This window comes from Vibrio sp. RC586 (genome assembly GCF_000176715.1).
Taxonomy (GTDB): Bacteria; Pseudomonadota; Gammaproteobacteria; order Enterobacterales; family Vibrionaceae; genus Vibrio.
The window spans coordinates 492,546-508,279 of the sequence record NZ_ADBD01000008.1 but is presented as its reverse complement, the minus strand read 5'-3'; the positions used below and the strand labels follow the sequence as shown (position 1 = coordinate 508,279).

The 15,734-nt window shown below is 48.3% G+C and carries 12 protein-coding genes and 1 pseudogene; all 13 read right to left on the bottom strand.

Going from position 1 to position 15,734, the window contains the following annotated elements; translation table 11 throughout:
* Positions 1 to 27 precede the first annotated feature (27 nt).
* Positions 28 to 1,434, bottom strand: coding sequence for a type VI secretion system protein TssA (tssA, locus tag VOA_RS08220; RefSeq protein WP_000402524.1), 1,407 nt, complete (start codon positions 1,432 to 1,434; stop codon positions 28 to 30).
* 9 nt (positions 1,435 to 1,443) lie between these two features.
* Complete coding sequence (vasI, locus tag VOA_RS08225) at positions 1,444 to 2,094, bottom strand: type VI secretion system-associated protein VasI (protein WP_001097952.1); 651 nt, start codon at positions 2,092 to 2,094, stop codon at positions 1,444 to 1,446.
* Positions 2,091 to 3,671, bottom strand: a complete 1,581-nt coding sequence (locus VOA_RS08230) for a sigma-54 interaction domain-containing protein (protein ID WP_000084804.1) — start codon at positions 3,669 to 3,671, stop codon at positions 2,091 to 2,093. The genes vasI and VOA_RS08230 overlap by 4 nt, the downstream gene beginning before the upstream one ends.
* A 2-nt stretch (positions 3,672 to 3,673) precedes the next feature.
* Positions 3,674 to 6,283 carry a type VI secretion system ATPase TssH gene (gene tssH, locus VOA_RS08235; protein WP_000619116.1) on the bottom strand — a complete coding sequence of 870 codons (2,610 nt, stop codon included), beginning with the start codon at positions 6,281 to 6,283 and terminating at the stop codon, positions 3,674 to 3,676.
* Positions 6,284 to 6,308: 25 nt separating this feature from the next.
* Complete coding sequence (gene icmH, locus VOA_RS08240) at positions 6,309 to 7,082, bottom strand: type IVB secretion system protein IcmH/DotU (protein ID WP_000438145.1); 774 nt, start codon at positions 7,080 to 7,082, stop codon at positions 6,309 to 6,311.
* A gap of 2 nt (positions 7,083 to 7,084) precedes the next feature.
* Positions 7,085 to 8,419, bottom strand: coding sequence for a type VI secretion system baseplate subunit TssK (tssK, locus tag VOA_RS08245; RefSeq protein ID WP_000458004.1), 1,335 nt, complete (start codon positions 8,417 to 8,419; stop codon positions 7,085 to 7,087).
* Positions 8,420 to 8,425: 6 nt separating this feature from the next.
* On the bottom strand, positions 8,426 to 8,902 hold the full coding sequence (gene tssJ, locus VOA_RS08250) for a type VI secretion system lipoprotein TssJ (protein ID WP_001045314.1): 477 nt from the start codon (positions 8,900 to 8,902) through the stop codon (positions 8,426 to 8,428).
* Between the two features lie 2 nt (positions 8,903 to 8,904).
* Entirely contained in the window at positions 8,905 to 10,389 is a 1,485-nt protein-coding gene (gene tagH, locus VOA_RS08255) for a type VI secretion system-associated FHA domain protein TagH (protein WP_001089700.1), read from the bottom strand.
* A 2-nt stretch (positions 10,390 to 10,391) separates the two neighbouring features.
* Positions 10,392 to 11,408, bottom strand: coding sequence for a type VI secretion system baseplate subunit TssG (tssG, locus tag VOA_RS08260; protein WP_000528475.1), 1,017 nt, complete (start codon positions 11,406 to 11,408; stop codon positions 10,392 to 10,394).
* Positions 11,372 to 13,141 (bottom strand): type VI secretion system baseplate subunit TssF, encoded by a 1,770-nt coding sequence (gene tssF / locus VOA_RS08265; RefSeq protein WP_000189789.1) that lies wholly within the window; start codon positions 13,139 to 13,141, stop codon positions 11,372 to 11,374. The genes tssG and tssF overlap by 37 nt, the downstream gene beginning before the upstream one ends.
* Positions 13,142 to 13,146: 5 nt before the next feature.
* Complete coding sequence (gene tssE, locus VOA_RS08270; RefSeq protein ID WP_000220995.1) at positions 13,147 to 13,584, bottom strand: type VI secretion system baseplate subunit TssE; 438 nt, start codon at positions 13,582 to 13,584, stop codon at positions 13,147 to 13,149.
* Positions 13,585 to 13,586: 2 nt separating this feature from the next.
* A pseudogene (gene tssC / locus VOA_RS0117890) lies at positions 13,587 to 15,054 on the bottom strand (type VI secretion system contractile sheath large subunit).
* Positions 15,055 to 15,092: 38 nt separating this feature from the next.
* Positions 15,093 to 15,599, bottom strand: coding sequence for a type VI secretion system contractile sheath small subunit (tssB, locus tag VOA_RS08275; RefSeq protein WP_000031389.1), 507 nt, complete (start codon positions 15,597 to 15,599; stop codon positions 15,093 to 15,095).
* Between the last annotated feature and the right edge of the window lie 135 nt (positions 15,600 to 15,734).

The following is a 15,734-nucleotide window of genomic DNA, read 5'->3' as shown; positions in this document are numbered from 1 at the left end:
GAATTTCCACATGAATTGTGTCCTTGTTTACTCTGACGTTGTATATCTTTGAATTTGTTCAATTAAGCTCGGTTCCCACTCAGGTACAGACAGTGTCGTCACTTGAGCGAGCAGAGTTTGGTACTGTTCACTAGCCATAGCATCGAGATGATTTGCCCGCAGCAAATCCGCCGACAGCAATCGCCAATAAAATTTATCGCGTGGTTCGATGGCACTCACCAAACCGTCATTCAGCATGGAGAGCGCGACCGCAATGCCGCCCTCTTTAGCCAACTGGAACGCCTCTTTACGCTTCTCTTGCCAATCTCCACTGACCGATTGGCCAGTCGCGCCTTGCATTTGCCCGACATGCGCTAGCCACTCTTTTACCGTGTCACTGACGAACGGCTCACCCCCTTTGAATTTGAGTTCAAGCAACGAGGGCAAACGGCGTAAAAAGTGTTGCGTTTCTTCCGCAATCGCTTGGCTCCAATCACTTTTCCCTAACTGCTGAGCAATGGTGTAACTCATCCATTGTCCTTCAAACCAATAAGGAGCCATGGTTAAACTCTGCTCAACCTTGCGCCACAGCGCTAAATCAGGATGCCGCAGTTGATCTTGGTAATCTTTCACCCGATCCGCTTGCATGCTGCGTAGCAAGGTTTCACCATCTGGTTTGTGATCAGGCAGTGAGGTAATACTTCCCCATACCGCGAAACGGCGCAGTCGTATCGACAAGGCGATGCCAAACTCTTGCTCGGCCAGAAAATCGGCCACTTTCAGCAAGGTCTGCTTTGCGGCTTTATCGCTCGAGTGATCCACCACCATGCTCGTAGTCGATGGCGATGTGGTTGGGCTTGGTGTTTCACGAGTGCTGCTTTGCGCCGTCACTTGCTGACGCTGCTCTGCACGCTGGATTTCTCCTGCAATACGTACCGCCACTGACTCCACCAACTCAGACGACAAACCCTGTTTTTCAACAGCTTGTTGCCACTCACTGATCGCCGCTTGCAACGCTTGGCGATCCGATTCATCCAACTGATGAAAATCGAACTTTTCCACCACAGCCGAAAAACGCTGAGCCATCTGGCTAAAAAACTTACGCCGTGGTAGGTTGCCGCGCGCACCCGGTGCGGGATAACTCTCATTCCAGTAACGGTTAAGGAACTCGCTCATCACCCCGAAAGAGACAATCAAGCGCGCAGGCGTCACTTGGTTATGCAAACACTGCAGTAGATAAACCAGTAACTTGATGTCTTTACTCTGCTCGCCAAGCAGTTTGAGTGTGCTGATTTCCACTTCATCCCACTGCACTGTGGCGTGAGAAAGAGAGCCTACTTTCATCATCTGATCTTCAATGAAATCAAACAGCGGGTGATCCACCAACCGCTCTCCAATCGGATTACTACTGCTAATAGGCTTGGCGATGCAGTGACGGTATTCAATAATTTCCATGATGACTCCTTACCAACCGCAGCGTTCGCGCAAGGCATCAAGGGCTTCATTGACGCCACGAGTATCAAACTGCAACCCATCAGCAAACGGAGCATTAGAGCGCAGTAACAGTCGAGGTTCACTGGCCGCCAATTTCATCATCTCAATCGCAGGCATGCCGCGAGCGGAAGAAAAAAGCACACCATGATCATCACTGCGCCAAAACTGCGTTTGTTGGCGAATAGAGATCTGAATGCGTGCATCTTCCCTCTCTTGAGGCAGCGCTAACTCGATGCGACTCAGGTTATTGATACAACTGAGTAAAAGCACTGCTGGCGTTTGTTCTGCCGATAAGCGATTTTGCGCCGGTAAGGCAACCCATGCGCTACTGCCTTTACCTTCGCCATCGGTTACCAAAAACCAACCGGATTCAGAGGCAGGCTGTTTCAGTGCCGCCATCGCGCGCTTCCACTCTGTTGGGTAAGGGGTCATCGGAGTCACTACCACCGCATCTAAAGGGGTGGCAAATACACGATCAAAACAGGCCAATCGCTCTAAACGTGCCGACACTGTGCGACACTGCTCGGCTTGATCTATGAGCGAAGCACTCTGCGCCTGAGCAGTAGAGGTAAACACGAGCGAGCTGAAGATTAAACTGACCGCAAAAAGGGATGTATTCATGGGGTTTTAATCTCCAATTTCAGGCACTTATAAGCCAATGTTCGCTTCGGTATGCCCAAGCTTTTCGCCGCTTTCGCGCGATCACCAGAAAAGCGAGTAAGCCGCTCACTGATGATTTGTGCTTCAAACTCATTCAATGCTTGTTTTAGGTTATGAATGACCGCAAAGTTTGGCTCACCGCTGACAGCCGAAGCCGAGGAAGAGCTCTCTTCTTCCACTATCGAAGCGGGGGCCGAGCCATTCAAACATTCCATCGCTTGTAAGCGATGAACGAAACAACTCGCTTCCACTTCCGTTCCATCTAAGGTTTGAGCGCAGCCAAACTCAATCAAATGCTTCAATTCGCGCACATTGCCGGGGAAGTTATATTGTTTCAGGCAGTCGATCGCTCGGTAGTTCAAACCGCGAATACGGGTGTTGTGCTGCAAATTAAATACACGCACAAAATGCTCACTGAGTAAGTCAATATCTTCCAAGCGCGCGGCCAAACGCGGCAAGGTAATAGGGTATTGAAACAGGCGGTAATAAAGATCTTGCCGAAACGCTTTTTTGCGCACTTGATCGAGCAAGTTCACATGAGTTGCGGAAACCAAACGGAAATCTGAGCTGAGTTCTTGCTTACCCCCGAGTGGACGGAAATTACGCGATTCCAATACTCGCAGTAATTTCGCTTGTAAGGTCAGCGGCATATCGCCAATCTCATCCAAGAACAAGGTTCCGCCATTAGCTTGTGCGATCAGCCCTTGTTTATCGCTATCTGCGCCAGAAAATGCGCCTTTGCAATAGCCAAACAACTCACTTTCCAATAGGTGTTCAGGAATCGCCGCACAGTTAATCGCGACAAAGGGCGCTGATTTTCGTGCTGACAGTTCATGCACGGCGGCGGCGACCAGTTCTTTACCTGTCCCCGTCTCACCCTGCACCATGACGGAAAGTTGTGAGTTGGCCGCAGACACAATCTGCTCACGCAGTTTTTGCATCGCGGCACTCTCACCAATCAAGGTGCGAGAGAGATCGTTGGCTAATAAGCGTTGTGCTGAATCACGTTGAATATCGGATAACGATTCTTTTAACTCAAGGCGTGTTTGCTCTTCTCGCTGCATGTCATTCAGCAATGACCACTGCTGTGAAAATACTTCGATAAATTTGAGAAAGTCAGCATCGGCAAACGCATTGACGATACCGTGGCTTTCCCCCATCAGGAGTAAAATAGAATGCACCTGCCGATTCCCCATAGGCAAAGGCTGGATCCACACCGAATCAAACATGCCGACCTTGGCGGTAAATTGGCTAAAGGTACGATTGGATTGCCAGAAAACCAGCTCTTCTGCAGTGAGGTGCATTGCATTCGTTGACTGCAGCACATGAGCAAAAGGCACATCAAAATCGGTCACTGACCACGCGAGCTGACGTTGTGGGTCATGCGGAACAAGTAAACGTCCATCCGATGATGGCAACAGCAGCAGGCTGTCACTCAGATCCAAACCTTGAGTCAGCAGATCCACAAATAGCAGCGCAAGTTGGTGGGATTTTCTCACTCCCACCAATTTGGTTGCAGACGCTAACCATTGACTCATGGCTAAGCCACCTCCCCGATAAATTCACCCTCTTCCGCCGCCAGTCGAATACGCTGGACGGGCGCTTTCTCAGCCAATTTATTGAGCAGAGCGAGAGAAACGGGTGGAAGTAACTGCCCTTCAATGATGGCCTCAAGCATACGCGCACCATTTTCACTGCGCGTTGCACGGCTTAAGATCTCTTCAATCAAGCTCTCTTCAATCACCACTTCGGCGTTGTAACGTGACTTGAACAGTTTTTCGAGCCGTGTCAGCTTGCCGCGCACAATTTGCGCCAGCACTTCTTTACCCAGTGGGAGATAGGGGATCACTTCCATCCGCGCCAGCAACGCTGGTTTAAAGAAAGCGGCTAACTCAGGATAGAGGGCTTCATCCAATTTAGCGGTTTCCTCTGCGTAATCCACTATGGTTTGGTAGCCCAGATTCGATGTCAGGAAGAACACAATGTTTTGGCAATCAATCACACGTCCTTCACCATCCGCAATCTCACCTTTATCAAAACCTTGATAGAAGATGTTTAAGACCTCAGGATGAGCTTTCTCCACTTCATCAAGCAGCACAACGGAATACGGCATTTTGCGAATGGCTTCTGTCAGCACACCACCCTCACCGTAACCAACATAACCCGGAGGGGAGCCTATCAAACGGGAAACGGTGTGTTTTTCTTGGTATTCCGACATATTGATCGTGGTTAAAAACTGCTTACCGCCATAGAGCTGCTCGGCCAGTTGCACCACGGTTTCCGTTTTACCCACTCCACTTGGCCCGACTAACAGGAAAGCACCTTTCGGTCTTCCTGGGCGGCGCAAATCCGCACGCGCAGTCAGTAGATGACGATGGATTCGCTCAATCGCCGTCTCTTGCCCTTTGATGGCTTGACCTAGAATGTCCGTTAAATGGGTAATTTTATGCAGCTCATCGGTGTTCATTTGATCAACAGGCACACCAGTCCAATCAGCGATCACTTCCGCAATCTGATCCGCATCGACTTGCGGATGCATCAGACGCTTATCGTGAGCGATTGCTTCTAACGTCTCATATTGCTCTTGCAGTGCAATACGGATGACTTGGGAATGATCCAGATCAGGAGCCTCAGTTTGGCTCAGTACCATCAATTCGGCACGTAGTGCAATGATCGATTCCACTAATGCTTTTTGTTGCTGCCAGCACTCCGTCAGCTCCGCTTTTTCCGCCTCATCAGCCAACTCTTGATTACGCAACACATCAAGGCGCTCGCGATCCACGTCTTGCCCAAGGAATTGCGCACGCTCTAGCATATCGATTTCTAATTGGCGTTGATGGCACAAGGTTTCCAATAACGCTAAACGCTTAGGTGGTGTCGTCATATTGATTGCGATACGCGCACATGCGGTATCCAACACATCAATGGCTTTATCTGGCAGTTGGCGACCAGATATATAGCGTGCCGAAAGTTCCGCGGCCGCTTTCAACGCATCATCGGTAATTAATACGCTATGCGCTTTTTCATAGACACCATTGAGGCCACGTAGAATGTCTACCGCTTGATCAATAGTCGGCTCATCAAGTTTCACCAGTTGGAAACGACGAGTTAGCGCAGGATCTTTTTCAAAATACTTTTTGTATTCTTTCCAAGTGGTTGCCGCGACCGTGCTCAATTCACCGCGGGCTAAGGCGGGTTTAAGCAAGTTGGCGGCATCACTACCGCCTTCTTGGTTGCCTGAACCAATCAGCGTATGTGCTTCATCAATGAATAGAATGATCGGCTTGGGGGACTGTTTAATGGTGTCGATCACGCCTTTTAGGCGTTTTTCAAACTCACCTTTGACTGAGGCTCCAGCTTGTAAACGGCCTAAATCAAGTGAATAGAGTTCAACATTTTGCAGTTGAGTAGGCACTTTTCCTGCCACTACGCGCAGTGCCAAACCTTCAATCATGGCGCTTTTACCTACCCCAGCTTCACCGACCACGATCGGGTTGTTTTTCCGGCGACGGCAGAGGATATCTATCATCAGGTTCAGCTCGTTTTCACGGCATAACACCGGATCAAGTTCGCCATTACGCGCTTGCTCAGTCACATTGGTACAAAAACGGCTCAGCGCGGTTTCCGCCCCTTCTTGCAACACTCCTGAGCTTTTTTTGTCCGTTTGAACAACGGTTGTTTCAGCGGATTCACTCAAGATCATCGCGAAATGCTTTTTCAAGTTTTCACGGTTGATCTCTTCAAAGAGTTGAATCAACTTGAATGAAAGGTAGCGATCAGCACGCGTTAATGCCGCAAGGAAAATCGCACCAGAGCGTAATTCCGCTTGCTCAAGCTCCGTGCTCGACAACAGCCACGCCTCTTGGAGCAGCTCAACCAGTAATGGTGAGAAAGCGGGATAAGTGTCAAGCCCTTGCTCACGGCTATAGGTTAAAACAATCGCTTGCTTAACCTGTTCTGTTTCCAATCTCGCTTGTTTGAGTATCAAACGAACATCAGATAACGGATTATCCAATAGCACATCCAGATAGTGTTCTAAGGTCACTTCAGGGTGCTGGCGCTCAATACAAAGAGAAGCCGCTTGCTCCAAAGCCAGTTTGCTTTGGGCATTCAGTTTTGCAATAAGAGTGGGTAATTCAATCCGGATCACAACGTACCACCTAGCCTAATTATGTTTAAAGTATTTGATTGAGTTGATTGAGCACATCACTGGATTTGCTGTGCAGCACATAGCTGTAGCCGAGAAAAAGACCAACCCAGAGCACAATAAAGCCGACAAACACTGACCAAACCGGCATCTGTCTGCTGAGTGTGTATTTCGCGCGTACCACATGCTCCGTAGGGCGAGTTAAGTCTTGTAGCCCACTATCTTCAAAGCTGCTCAGCAAATGGTGTAAGCGATTAATCACTTTTTCACGCTCAGCATGCCCCCCCTCCATCACTCGATATTTGCCTTCAAAACCGAGCACCAGACAGTGATAGATAAAGGCCAGTAAAGCGTGATAACGCTGAGGCTCTCCTTCAAGACGACTCAAAATTGTGAAGACTTTCTCACCACCCCATGTTTCATTATGGAAGCGAGACAACATCGAGTGTTCCGCCCACAAGCTCGATGCTCCCCATTCGGTGCCCATGACGGATTCATCCAGAAACGCACACAAAATGTAACGATAGGCCATCAAGATCGCGTGTTCATAGCCTTGCTCTGTCAGCTCAATCTCAATCGCTTTGATCTCTTCGATCGTTTGACGATAAATCTGCTCAATGTTGTCGCATTCGGTCAATGTGCGTACCCGCAGGGAAAGACCAAACAGTGGCGTTGCCGCGTCAATCAGCACATTGGGGTTATCACCACGCAGCTGAAACCAGTAGTCTTGGTCGTGATTGATTTTCTCCACATCGTCAAACAACAAGCTGGCTAGTGGCGTCTCTTTTTTACTCTGTTCCATGATTAACTCCTGATCGCCCAGAATTGCAGCTCAAGATCATCAAAGGCTGCTGCAACGTGGAATGCAAAACCGCTTGAGTGGCTCAACATTGCCCACGCGGCACTGGTTTTATCTAACTGGTAGTAGGTGTAGCCCGCGTGATAAGGCAACTGACGTGGAGCAACCGGTAATGAGGTCAACGGAATACCAGGCAATTGCAGCGAGATCAGTTCACGGATTTTTTCTACTGAGGCCACTTTGGTTTGCTGAGTAAACAGACGACGCAGCTCATCCAATGGCATACGTGCTTTCACCGCAATGATGAATTCTGCACTCTCCATCAGCTGCGGATCGTGAATCGGCGCAACCATCAAGCCGTACTTACGCTTATCAAGCTGGATCGAAACGGCACGCGGCTCTAGTACTACGCTCAAGCTTTGACGCAGACTGCGGATCAGTGGTTGAAACGATTGGCTTGGCAAATCATGGTTATAACTTGGCAAACTAGGGGGCAAACGGCTCTCATCAGTAAACGTTGCCAACTCACCACACACAGAAGAGAGACATTCAAACAACCGCTCAGGAGGCAAACTGCGCAGCTCTGCTAGATGTTTCATTTGCGGTTGCAGGCGGTTTAACGCTTGCAGCAGCATGAAGTCAGACACATCCGCCACTCCACCTTGCGCTGGAGAACTGATCCGCTGCGCAATGTTTTTTGCCCGCTCACGCATCAGCCCAGACATTTCATTGATGAAACGGTGCAATGACGAGATGCCCACCACATTGAGGTGGCAAGGAATAAAATCGGGATCGAGTACCACACTGCCATCAGGGCGTTTTTCCAGAATCCGGCCAATCGCAATCGAAGCAAACGAGCTGCGATCTTCACGCTCAAGCATCAACTGCAGACGAACAGGGGAAACGTCTATGGTTGTGGTATCACCTTGCACGCTATGTACATCACGCACCTCCAGACGACGGCTGATATAGCGACCAGTACCACGTTCTTCCGGCCAGTTAATCTCCATCAGGGATTCACTGCGCAGTGGAACGGCGAGATAAATGATTTGGTTCGCTAGCGAAGCATCTGTCACTTCGAGGGCATCGGGCAGATGATCTTCTTGCGGAATACGAAAAGCCGTGCCATCCGGCATGACACCCACCGCCCGTTCAATCGCGATACGACCAAAAGAGAGGTATTCTGGGTTGAGTGACAACTCAGAAATGCCATACAAATAACGACTCACCGTGCTCAGGCGTTCATCCAGGCAGTACTCCGTATATCTCTGCTGTTGCTGAAAATGTTGGGGCTTAATGAATAGGCCTTCATTCCAGATCACTCGGTTACGCGCAAACATCGTTTGTTATTCCACCCTATCCAATTTCACATCGTAGTCTTTAAACAGCATCAGCAAGTGATACTCTCGACCCTTATTGATCACCTTGACGGCTTTTTTCCATTCACTGAGTTCAGGTTCGGCAAAATGCGCCATTACACCCATGTAGTTGGTTTCTTCATCCACTTCAAAAGCGTTCACAAACTTGAACTGGCCAGGGGTCAGCACATAGTCATAGTTTTTGACAAAGTTACTGCGTAGCGCTTTTTTATAATCGGTTTTGAGCTGGTCATAGTCGGAGGACATAAACATTGAGTCATCCTTTAGCTCAAAAACTTGAATCTCAATCGGTGAAGCTTCACCCCAGATGTTGGGGTTCACCCCTTCATCACTGACAAGGCTAAAGGTCACTTTAGTTGGCGCTTTCGCGGGTTCGTACTGTTCCGACGAACTGCAAGCGGTCAATACCATCAACGAAAACAGCATCCACAGCACTTTGTTCACGGCTATAGCTCCAATTGCTTCTCGCGAATTTTGCGATCGTAGGCCTGTTCAAAGATCTCCCAAAACAGCTTTTCAAAGCCGCGTTGACGGTTGGAAGTCAACTCTTGGTAATAGCTGCAGTACATATTCCACGCCCAAGCATCGGTTGAAGTTTGGGTAGCATCGGAACTGCGTTTGTAATGATGAAAACGGCGCAGCATCACTTGAGGAGAGAAGGCGTTGAGGATTTGGCTCAGCGCTTCAGAAGTCGCAAACTGCATGGCTTCGTTATGGTCACGCACCGTTTTCAAACTCTCGGCAATCGCCGCTGGTGCAGAAAGATGCACCACACTTTTATCGGCATCGTATAGCGTGCGGATCGTCTCTTCATAAGAAAGGCCTAAACGCAGCGGGTTATCTTCAATCGGCTGTAAGTTACGGTTCAAAGTACCAAAACGGCTTTCACTGACCTGTTGATGCAAATCGAGTAAGCCGCGAATACACGCTTGCAGTGACTCACCGAGTTCTTGCGACAACAGATGCATGCGTGCCATGTCATCTTCATCACTCAGATCCACCCCAAGGCCATCCAGAATTGGGCCTGTAACCAAGTGATTGGCATGGTTGGTTGCGGTGGTATTTAAGTTGGAATAGGCGCTTTTTTCCAATTGTGGCTGGATACTTTTCGCGACTTCCTCTTCGAGCAAATCCAGTACTTTTTCATCCATAGTGAAGCCCTCTGATACGTTGCTTTCGCTGCTGTTATAGTGAGAAATGGGGGTAGTAGAAACCACACTCAGTGCTTCTGGTTTAGTTTGTTTTGAGAAGGTGGCTTTAGCAAAACCAAGAATTTTCTTTAGGCGGATCGATGAAGTCATCTCATATTCGCTGTCCGCTTGTGGCGTAAAATCGGCGTTTTGGAGCACTAAATTGTCTTGTGGCACTAAGCTAGATTGCGTTGACGGTTGTGACTCCGTCTTTGGTGTTTCAATCAATGAATTGGCACTATCTTGTGCCCCCATTATGCTGTCTAAAGCCAACAAGGGATCGGCATTGGGCGGCAAGGCCACGGCTTCAGGTTCTGCGTCCAACTCAAAATCGGCGAGCAAATCCTCCTGTGCAGAAGCAAAAAGTGCGTCAAGTGAACCGTATTGTTCTTCCACCTCAATGGCATTACCAAACAAGACGCGTAACCGATATGGGCCAATGTTGATTTCATCTTTGTGACCTAACCGCGCCATCTGACCTAGCCCTAACGGCATATCCGCGCCATTGACATAAGTATCGCCACAGTTGTCTTTCAAACAGTAAGCACCGTCCACCATCACGACTTCACAATGCACTGGTTTCACGCGGCCTTGCGCATCCACCAAGCGCCACTGTGCAGCAGGAGATGCGCCAATGATGCCACCGGCTGATGTCCAAGTATGTTGCGCCGACAAGCCCGACTCCAAGTGCTGTGCATTGGTGACGAGCAAAGTCAACGAAGGTAGAGTCACTGAATTCATGGTTATTGCCTTACTTGAATGAGTACGTGTTTATTGGCAGCATCTTGACCAAGAAATGAGGTCCAACCGAGCGCGATATTCTGTGTGGAGTCCAGACAAAACACAGGAGCCTCCTGCTCATCCATGGTCAGTTCTAGGTCATACGCCATCTGTTCACGCAAAATAAATTCGACCAATTTGCACAATGGCTGATGTTCTTTGCCAGAGGGGAGAAAATCGGCGAAACGACTACGAGATAACTGTTTGATGCAGATGATAAATTTTCCACTGCAATCGACCACCGACTCTCCAATCACAGTATCAACACCTAGCCGTGCATTTTGCTGCCCTAATGACAGCTGCTGGCTACGCTCGATCGAAACACGACGGCGAACCCATTGCCGAATCGAAACATCAGGCAAATCAAAACAGTGCGCAATGATCCCAGCAACGACTTGTGGTGAACGACTGCGCCCAGCCAACGTACCAGCGTACGCCAACATCTTGCACCAGTTGATCGGTGTTTCACCGCGTAAATCCGGATCACCCAACCCAACCAGAGCAAACAATTGAGCGGAAAACACATCCTGTGCACCGGGCTGGAAGCGCACGTAGTAGCGGTATTTACGCCAAACGCGATATACCAGGTTAATCAATCGATTATTGAAAAAATCCAGAAATGGTTGCTTATGGCCTCCGGGCTCTTCCGTGACTAGCTGCTCAATAATGAATCCAGGTAGAGGTGACTGAGCGCCTGATAGACCAAAAAAGTTAGTCAGCATCACCCAACGTTCATCATCGCGAGCTTCTAACGCCATCACATCACTGGGTGAAAAACCTAAGCTGGGGTTAGCGCTGAAAACCAAACGGCACTCGCGTTCCCATTCTTCCGATTCTGGGTTCAGATCGGCTAGCTTTTGCAACAGCTCAACCAGTTGGTAGAAGTTGTATTCCCTTACATTCGCCGGCAAGCTCAGCGGGGAGGCTTGCACTGGATCTGATTTCAGATCAACGGCTGCATTCCGTTCTGTGTTCCCCATGAGTACTTCTCTTGATTGGTGATGTTGACCACGACCAGTTCGTGGAATGAGTTAATGCTGGCGTAAAGGGCGAAGAAATGGCTCAGTACCGTACCAAACAAAAACAAATCGCCTTCTGAGCCAAATCCGGCTTGATCGATATACAAGGTGGATTGCAAGCCACGCACGGGTAGCCCACGCAGAATTTTATCTACTGGCTTGGATTCAATTTTGACTATGCCATCGAGGCGCATGCGTGCAACGCGCTCTGCCTGTCTATCCACCAAGGCACGAAAATCGTAAGCGCGTAAAACACAACTCAATGCATCTTTCGATAAAAGCGATAAATAATTGAGTGATAAGTTAGAAATCAGTGTCCACAGTAAGCTGCCATCCAACACTGGGCGTAACGACTGTGAAGGCACCGTAATATTTTTAAATGTGGCAAATGGTGGAGAGTTATCGGTCGGTACACAAATGTCCCCCACCCCTAATTCCAATGGCAGCAAGCGATTGGTGCAGGTGAGCTTGATGGATACGGCTTCGTCCACCCCCATTGAAAGCGTTTCATCACCGCGCACAAAAGAGATAAATGAATCAAAACCATCCCCCCGGATGCTCTCTTTCACACGTGTGCGGTAGTAAAGCGCTTGGCGATGTCGAACTCGCTCCACTTCATGTTGAAAACTTTCGAAAGAGGAATAGACGCGCTTTTCACCGCGAATACGCTTCCCTTCCGATTGGTTATCTTGCCAACCGACCACTTGATCGATACTGAAAATCTCGTAATGCGCTGGATAGCGGCTAGACGGCACAATACGATATTCTGAACGACGCCCAGTGAGGTCGATCGGATCCGCATCATGCTCAAACAAGTTGATCACTGGCGTACAGTAAAGTTGAAAATTATCCTCGCGTACTCGTGTATCCGCAGGCAACGTTTTCGAGAAATGGATATGCAACGTAAAGTCACCACTGACCGATGGAGGCAGTGCTTTCGCCAATCCTTTCACATCAAAAAAGTGGAACGCTTCAGGAAACGATAGATACTCTTGCAAGATCCGGTAACCGTCATAGACGTTTTTGGGGTACGGCAGCAAGGCTTGGTTGCTCTCAAAACCCACGGTAGAAAAAGCGTCCGTAGGCAGGGCGAATTCCACGCCTTGAACTTCAACCGTCATCTTTTGCAAGTAGTGATGCAACCAGAGATACAAGGTTTGCGAGCTGTATTTATCGCCACCCAAATAAAAACGCAGTGTATCGAGCTTGGCATCTCCGACTGTCATGTCACCCAACATGGACAGGGAAATTTTGATGGTCGTAGCTTCACGCGTGTGTTCTGCTTGCACTCCATGGCACTGCATTGGGTACAAAATCACATCGCGACAAGTATTAAAATGGCATGCCGTACCAAATACGGGCTTACTATCCAACTGAGTATTACGCGGGATCAGCTGTTTTTCACTGACACTTTTATCAGGCTCAAACGCCACCACACTCATACTTGGAATTGGGCGCAAGTAGTTTGGCCACAGCATGTTAATGATCGAGTGCGTAAGTTCAGGGAACTCATCTTCTACCTTCTCGCGCAAGCGTGCAGTTAAAAAGGCAAAACCTTCTAAAAGACGCTCAACGTCAGGATCTGTCGTACGGCCATGAAGGAAACGCGATAGCTGAGGATGAATTTCGGTAAATTCTTTCCCCTGCTCTTTTAAAAAAGCGAGTTCTTCCCTGAAATACTTGTCTTGCGTCATAGAGGTTAAAACACTCGATATTTTCTGTTTTGATCCAACAGAAGACTGAACTGAACCTTATCGTGCAACGCTTCGCTATTAATAGTCGCAGTAATATGAAACCTTAGGGTGAGAGGATTAAAGCTATCTTGCTCTGCGCACACGAGGACACGTGTTAAACGTGGCTCATAACGCTCAAGGCAGTGCTGAATCGCCAATTTAATCCGCACGGAGAGATCTAAGGTTTCCAAAGTTGCATCGTTAAAATCCACCAACCCGAGATGGGGGGCGCTTTGTGCACCGCCGATTCGAGTATTCAGAATGTTGGAGACATTCCGTTTGATCGATTCGAGTACATCCCATGCATCAGGCCCGTGGGTCAGCGACATGGGTTTGGCGTTGGCTTCCAAACGTTCGAAAAAGCCAACACCAAATGCACTCTCTTCAGGTGCGATGTACGTCATAATCAGGCTTGATCAAGACGTCCAACTAAGGACAACTCAAAGTTCGCGCCCATATACTTAAAGTGAGGACGAACAGAGAGTGACACCTGATACCAACCTGGGTTGCCTTCAACATCCATCACTTCAATGCGTGCAGCACGCAATGGGCGACGGCTACGTACGTCTGCAGGTGGGTTCTCCTGATCAGCAACGTATTGCTTGATCCATGAGTTCAATTCACGCTCAAGATCTTGACGCTCTTTCCAAGCACCAATCTGTTCGCGCTGCAGTACTTTTACGTAATGCGCTAAGCGGTTGATGATCATCATGTACGGCAATTGGGTACCTAACTTGTAGTTAGTTTCCGCTTCTTTGCCTTCTTTGGTATTGGGGAAAATTTTCGGCATTTGAATAGAGTTTGCCGAGAAGAACGCCGCATTATCACTGCCTTTACGCATAGTTAGGGCGATAAAGCCCTCTTCCGCCAATTCAAACTCTTTGCGGTCAGTGATCAATACTTCCGTTGGGATCTTGCTTTGCAATGCACCCATGGATTCAAAGACATGAACAGGGAGATCTTCTACCGCACCACCGCTTTGTGGCCCAATGATGTTTGGACACCAGCGGTATTTTGCAAAGCTGTCTGTAAGACGAGTGGCGAAAGCAAATGCCGTATTACCCCACAGGTAGTGCTCATGCGATGCGCTAACATTTTCCGCATAGTTGAATGATTTAACTGGATTTTCGATAGGATCGTAAGGAACACGAAGCAAGAAACGAGGAGCGGTTAGACCGATGTAACGAGCATCTTCTGACTCACGCAATGAACGCCATTTCGTGTATTTAGGGCTTTCAAAAGTGGATTTCAGATCTTTAACATTGGGCAGTTCTTCAAAAGAATCAATGCCGAAGAATTCAGGTCCAACACTTGAAATGAATGGAGCATGTGCCATGGCACCAAGAGCGCCCATGTACTGCAATAATTTCATATCCGGTGTTGACGGAGTAATTACCAATAATTGCGCCAACTGGCTCACCACCGAATTGGCCATAACCGGATGAGTAAACGTGTTTGTAGAGACCGGATTGTGCGGTTTCTGGTGCAAACTCGAAATCTTCCAGCAGTTCATCTTTGGTTACGTGAAGGATTTCGACTTTGTTATTTTCACGAAAGTCAGTGCGATCGATGAATAGTTTCAAGCCACGCCACGAGGATTCCATCGCTTGAAATTGTGAATGGTGAAGAATTTCATCCATTTGAGCACTGATTTTTTTGTCTAGCTCAACCAACATTTGGTCAACTAAAGACTTATTAACAGGCTCTGCGGAATGTTGAGAGCCAATCAGATTTTCAATAAGCGCAGCAACACCTTTCTTCGCGATGTCGTAACCCTCTTCGCTTGGTGCGATACGAGTTTGCGCCATAATTTCGTCAAGCAGCCCGCCTTGAGCAAGCTGCGGTCTTTCCAATACCTTTTCAGTAGTAGACATCATTAATTTCCTAATGAATAAATTGATTGAATGGTGACTTACGCTTGTGGTTCTTCTTGACCACTGAGCAGATTCAATTCTGCTAGCAGTTTCTCGCGCGACTCTTCCGAGTTGAGCAGAGACTGCAAACGCTCACGAAATGCGGGGATATTGCCTAGTGGTCCTTTCAGAGCAACTAGAGCTTCACGCAGCTCAATCAATTTTTTCAGTTCAGGAACTTGTGACGCGACGGCATCAGGTGCGAAATCTGCCAAAGATTTGAAGTTCAACTCAACCGGAAGCTCAGCATTTTCATCATCACTCAGTCTGCTTTTTACTGTTGTGGTGATGTTTAGCTCACTTTCACGCATCACTGCTTCAAAGTTGTTTTTATCTACCGAGACCGTTGCACGCTCTTCCAATGGGGTTTGCTCTGCATGCCCTTTGAAATCACCGACAACGAGTGTTTTGAGTGGGAGCTCAACCTCAGCCTGTGCATCTCCCGTTGCCGGAATATACTTGATATTAATCCGCTCTTTGGGAGCTACACTTCCTTCTTTAGACATATTACGTCTCCAATACCTATGCCAACGTGTCATTGAAACAGCTGTTTGAAGTAACCATCAAACAACCAAGATTCTTGATCTTTTATATTCTCTTTGTTTGCTCATTCCAAAATCGAAAATGAGTCAATTACCTTA

Excerpts from the sequence above, each read along its gene's own strand:
- tssA (WP_000402524.1), bottom strand. The coding sequence starts at position 1,434 with ATGGAAATTATTGAATACCGTCACTGCATCGCCAAGCCTATTAGCAGT.
- vasI (WP_001097952.1), bottom strand. The coding sequence starts at position 2,094 with ATGAATACATCCCTTTTTGCGGTCAGTTTAATCTTCAGCTCGCTCGTG.
- VOA_RS08230 (WP_000084804.1), bottom strand. The coding sequence starts at position 3,671 with ATGAGTCAATGGTTAGCGTCTGCAACCAAATTGGTGGGAGTGAGAAAA.
- icmH (WP_000438145.1), bottom strand. The coding sequence starts at position 7,082 with ATGGAACAGAGTAAAAAAGAGACGCCACTAGCCAGCTTGTTGTTTGAC.
- tssK (WP_000458004.1), bottom strand. The coding sequence starts at position 8,419 with ATGTTTGCGCGTAACCGAGTGATCTGGAATGAAGGCCTATTCATTAAG.
- tagH (WP_001089700.1), bottom strand. The coding sequence starts at position 10,389 with ATGAATTCAGTGACTCTACCTTCGTTGACTTTGCTCGTCACCAATGCA.
- tssG (WP_000528475.1), bottom strand. The coding sequence starts at position 11,408 with ATGGGGAACACAGAACGGAATGCAGCCGTTGATCTGAAATCAGATCCA.
- tssF (WP_000189789.1), bottom strand. The coding sequence starts at position 13,141 with ATGACGCAAGACAAGTATTTCAGGGAAGAACTCGCTTTTTTAAAAGAG.
- tssE (WP_000220995.1), bottom strand. The coding sequence starts at position 13,584 with ATGACGTACATCGCACCTGAAGAGAGTGCATTTGGTGTTGGCTTTTTC.
- tssB (WP_000031389.1), bottom strand. The coding sequence starts at position 15,599 with ATGTCTAAAGAAGGAAGTGTAGCTCCCAAAGAGCGGATTAATATCAAG.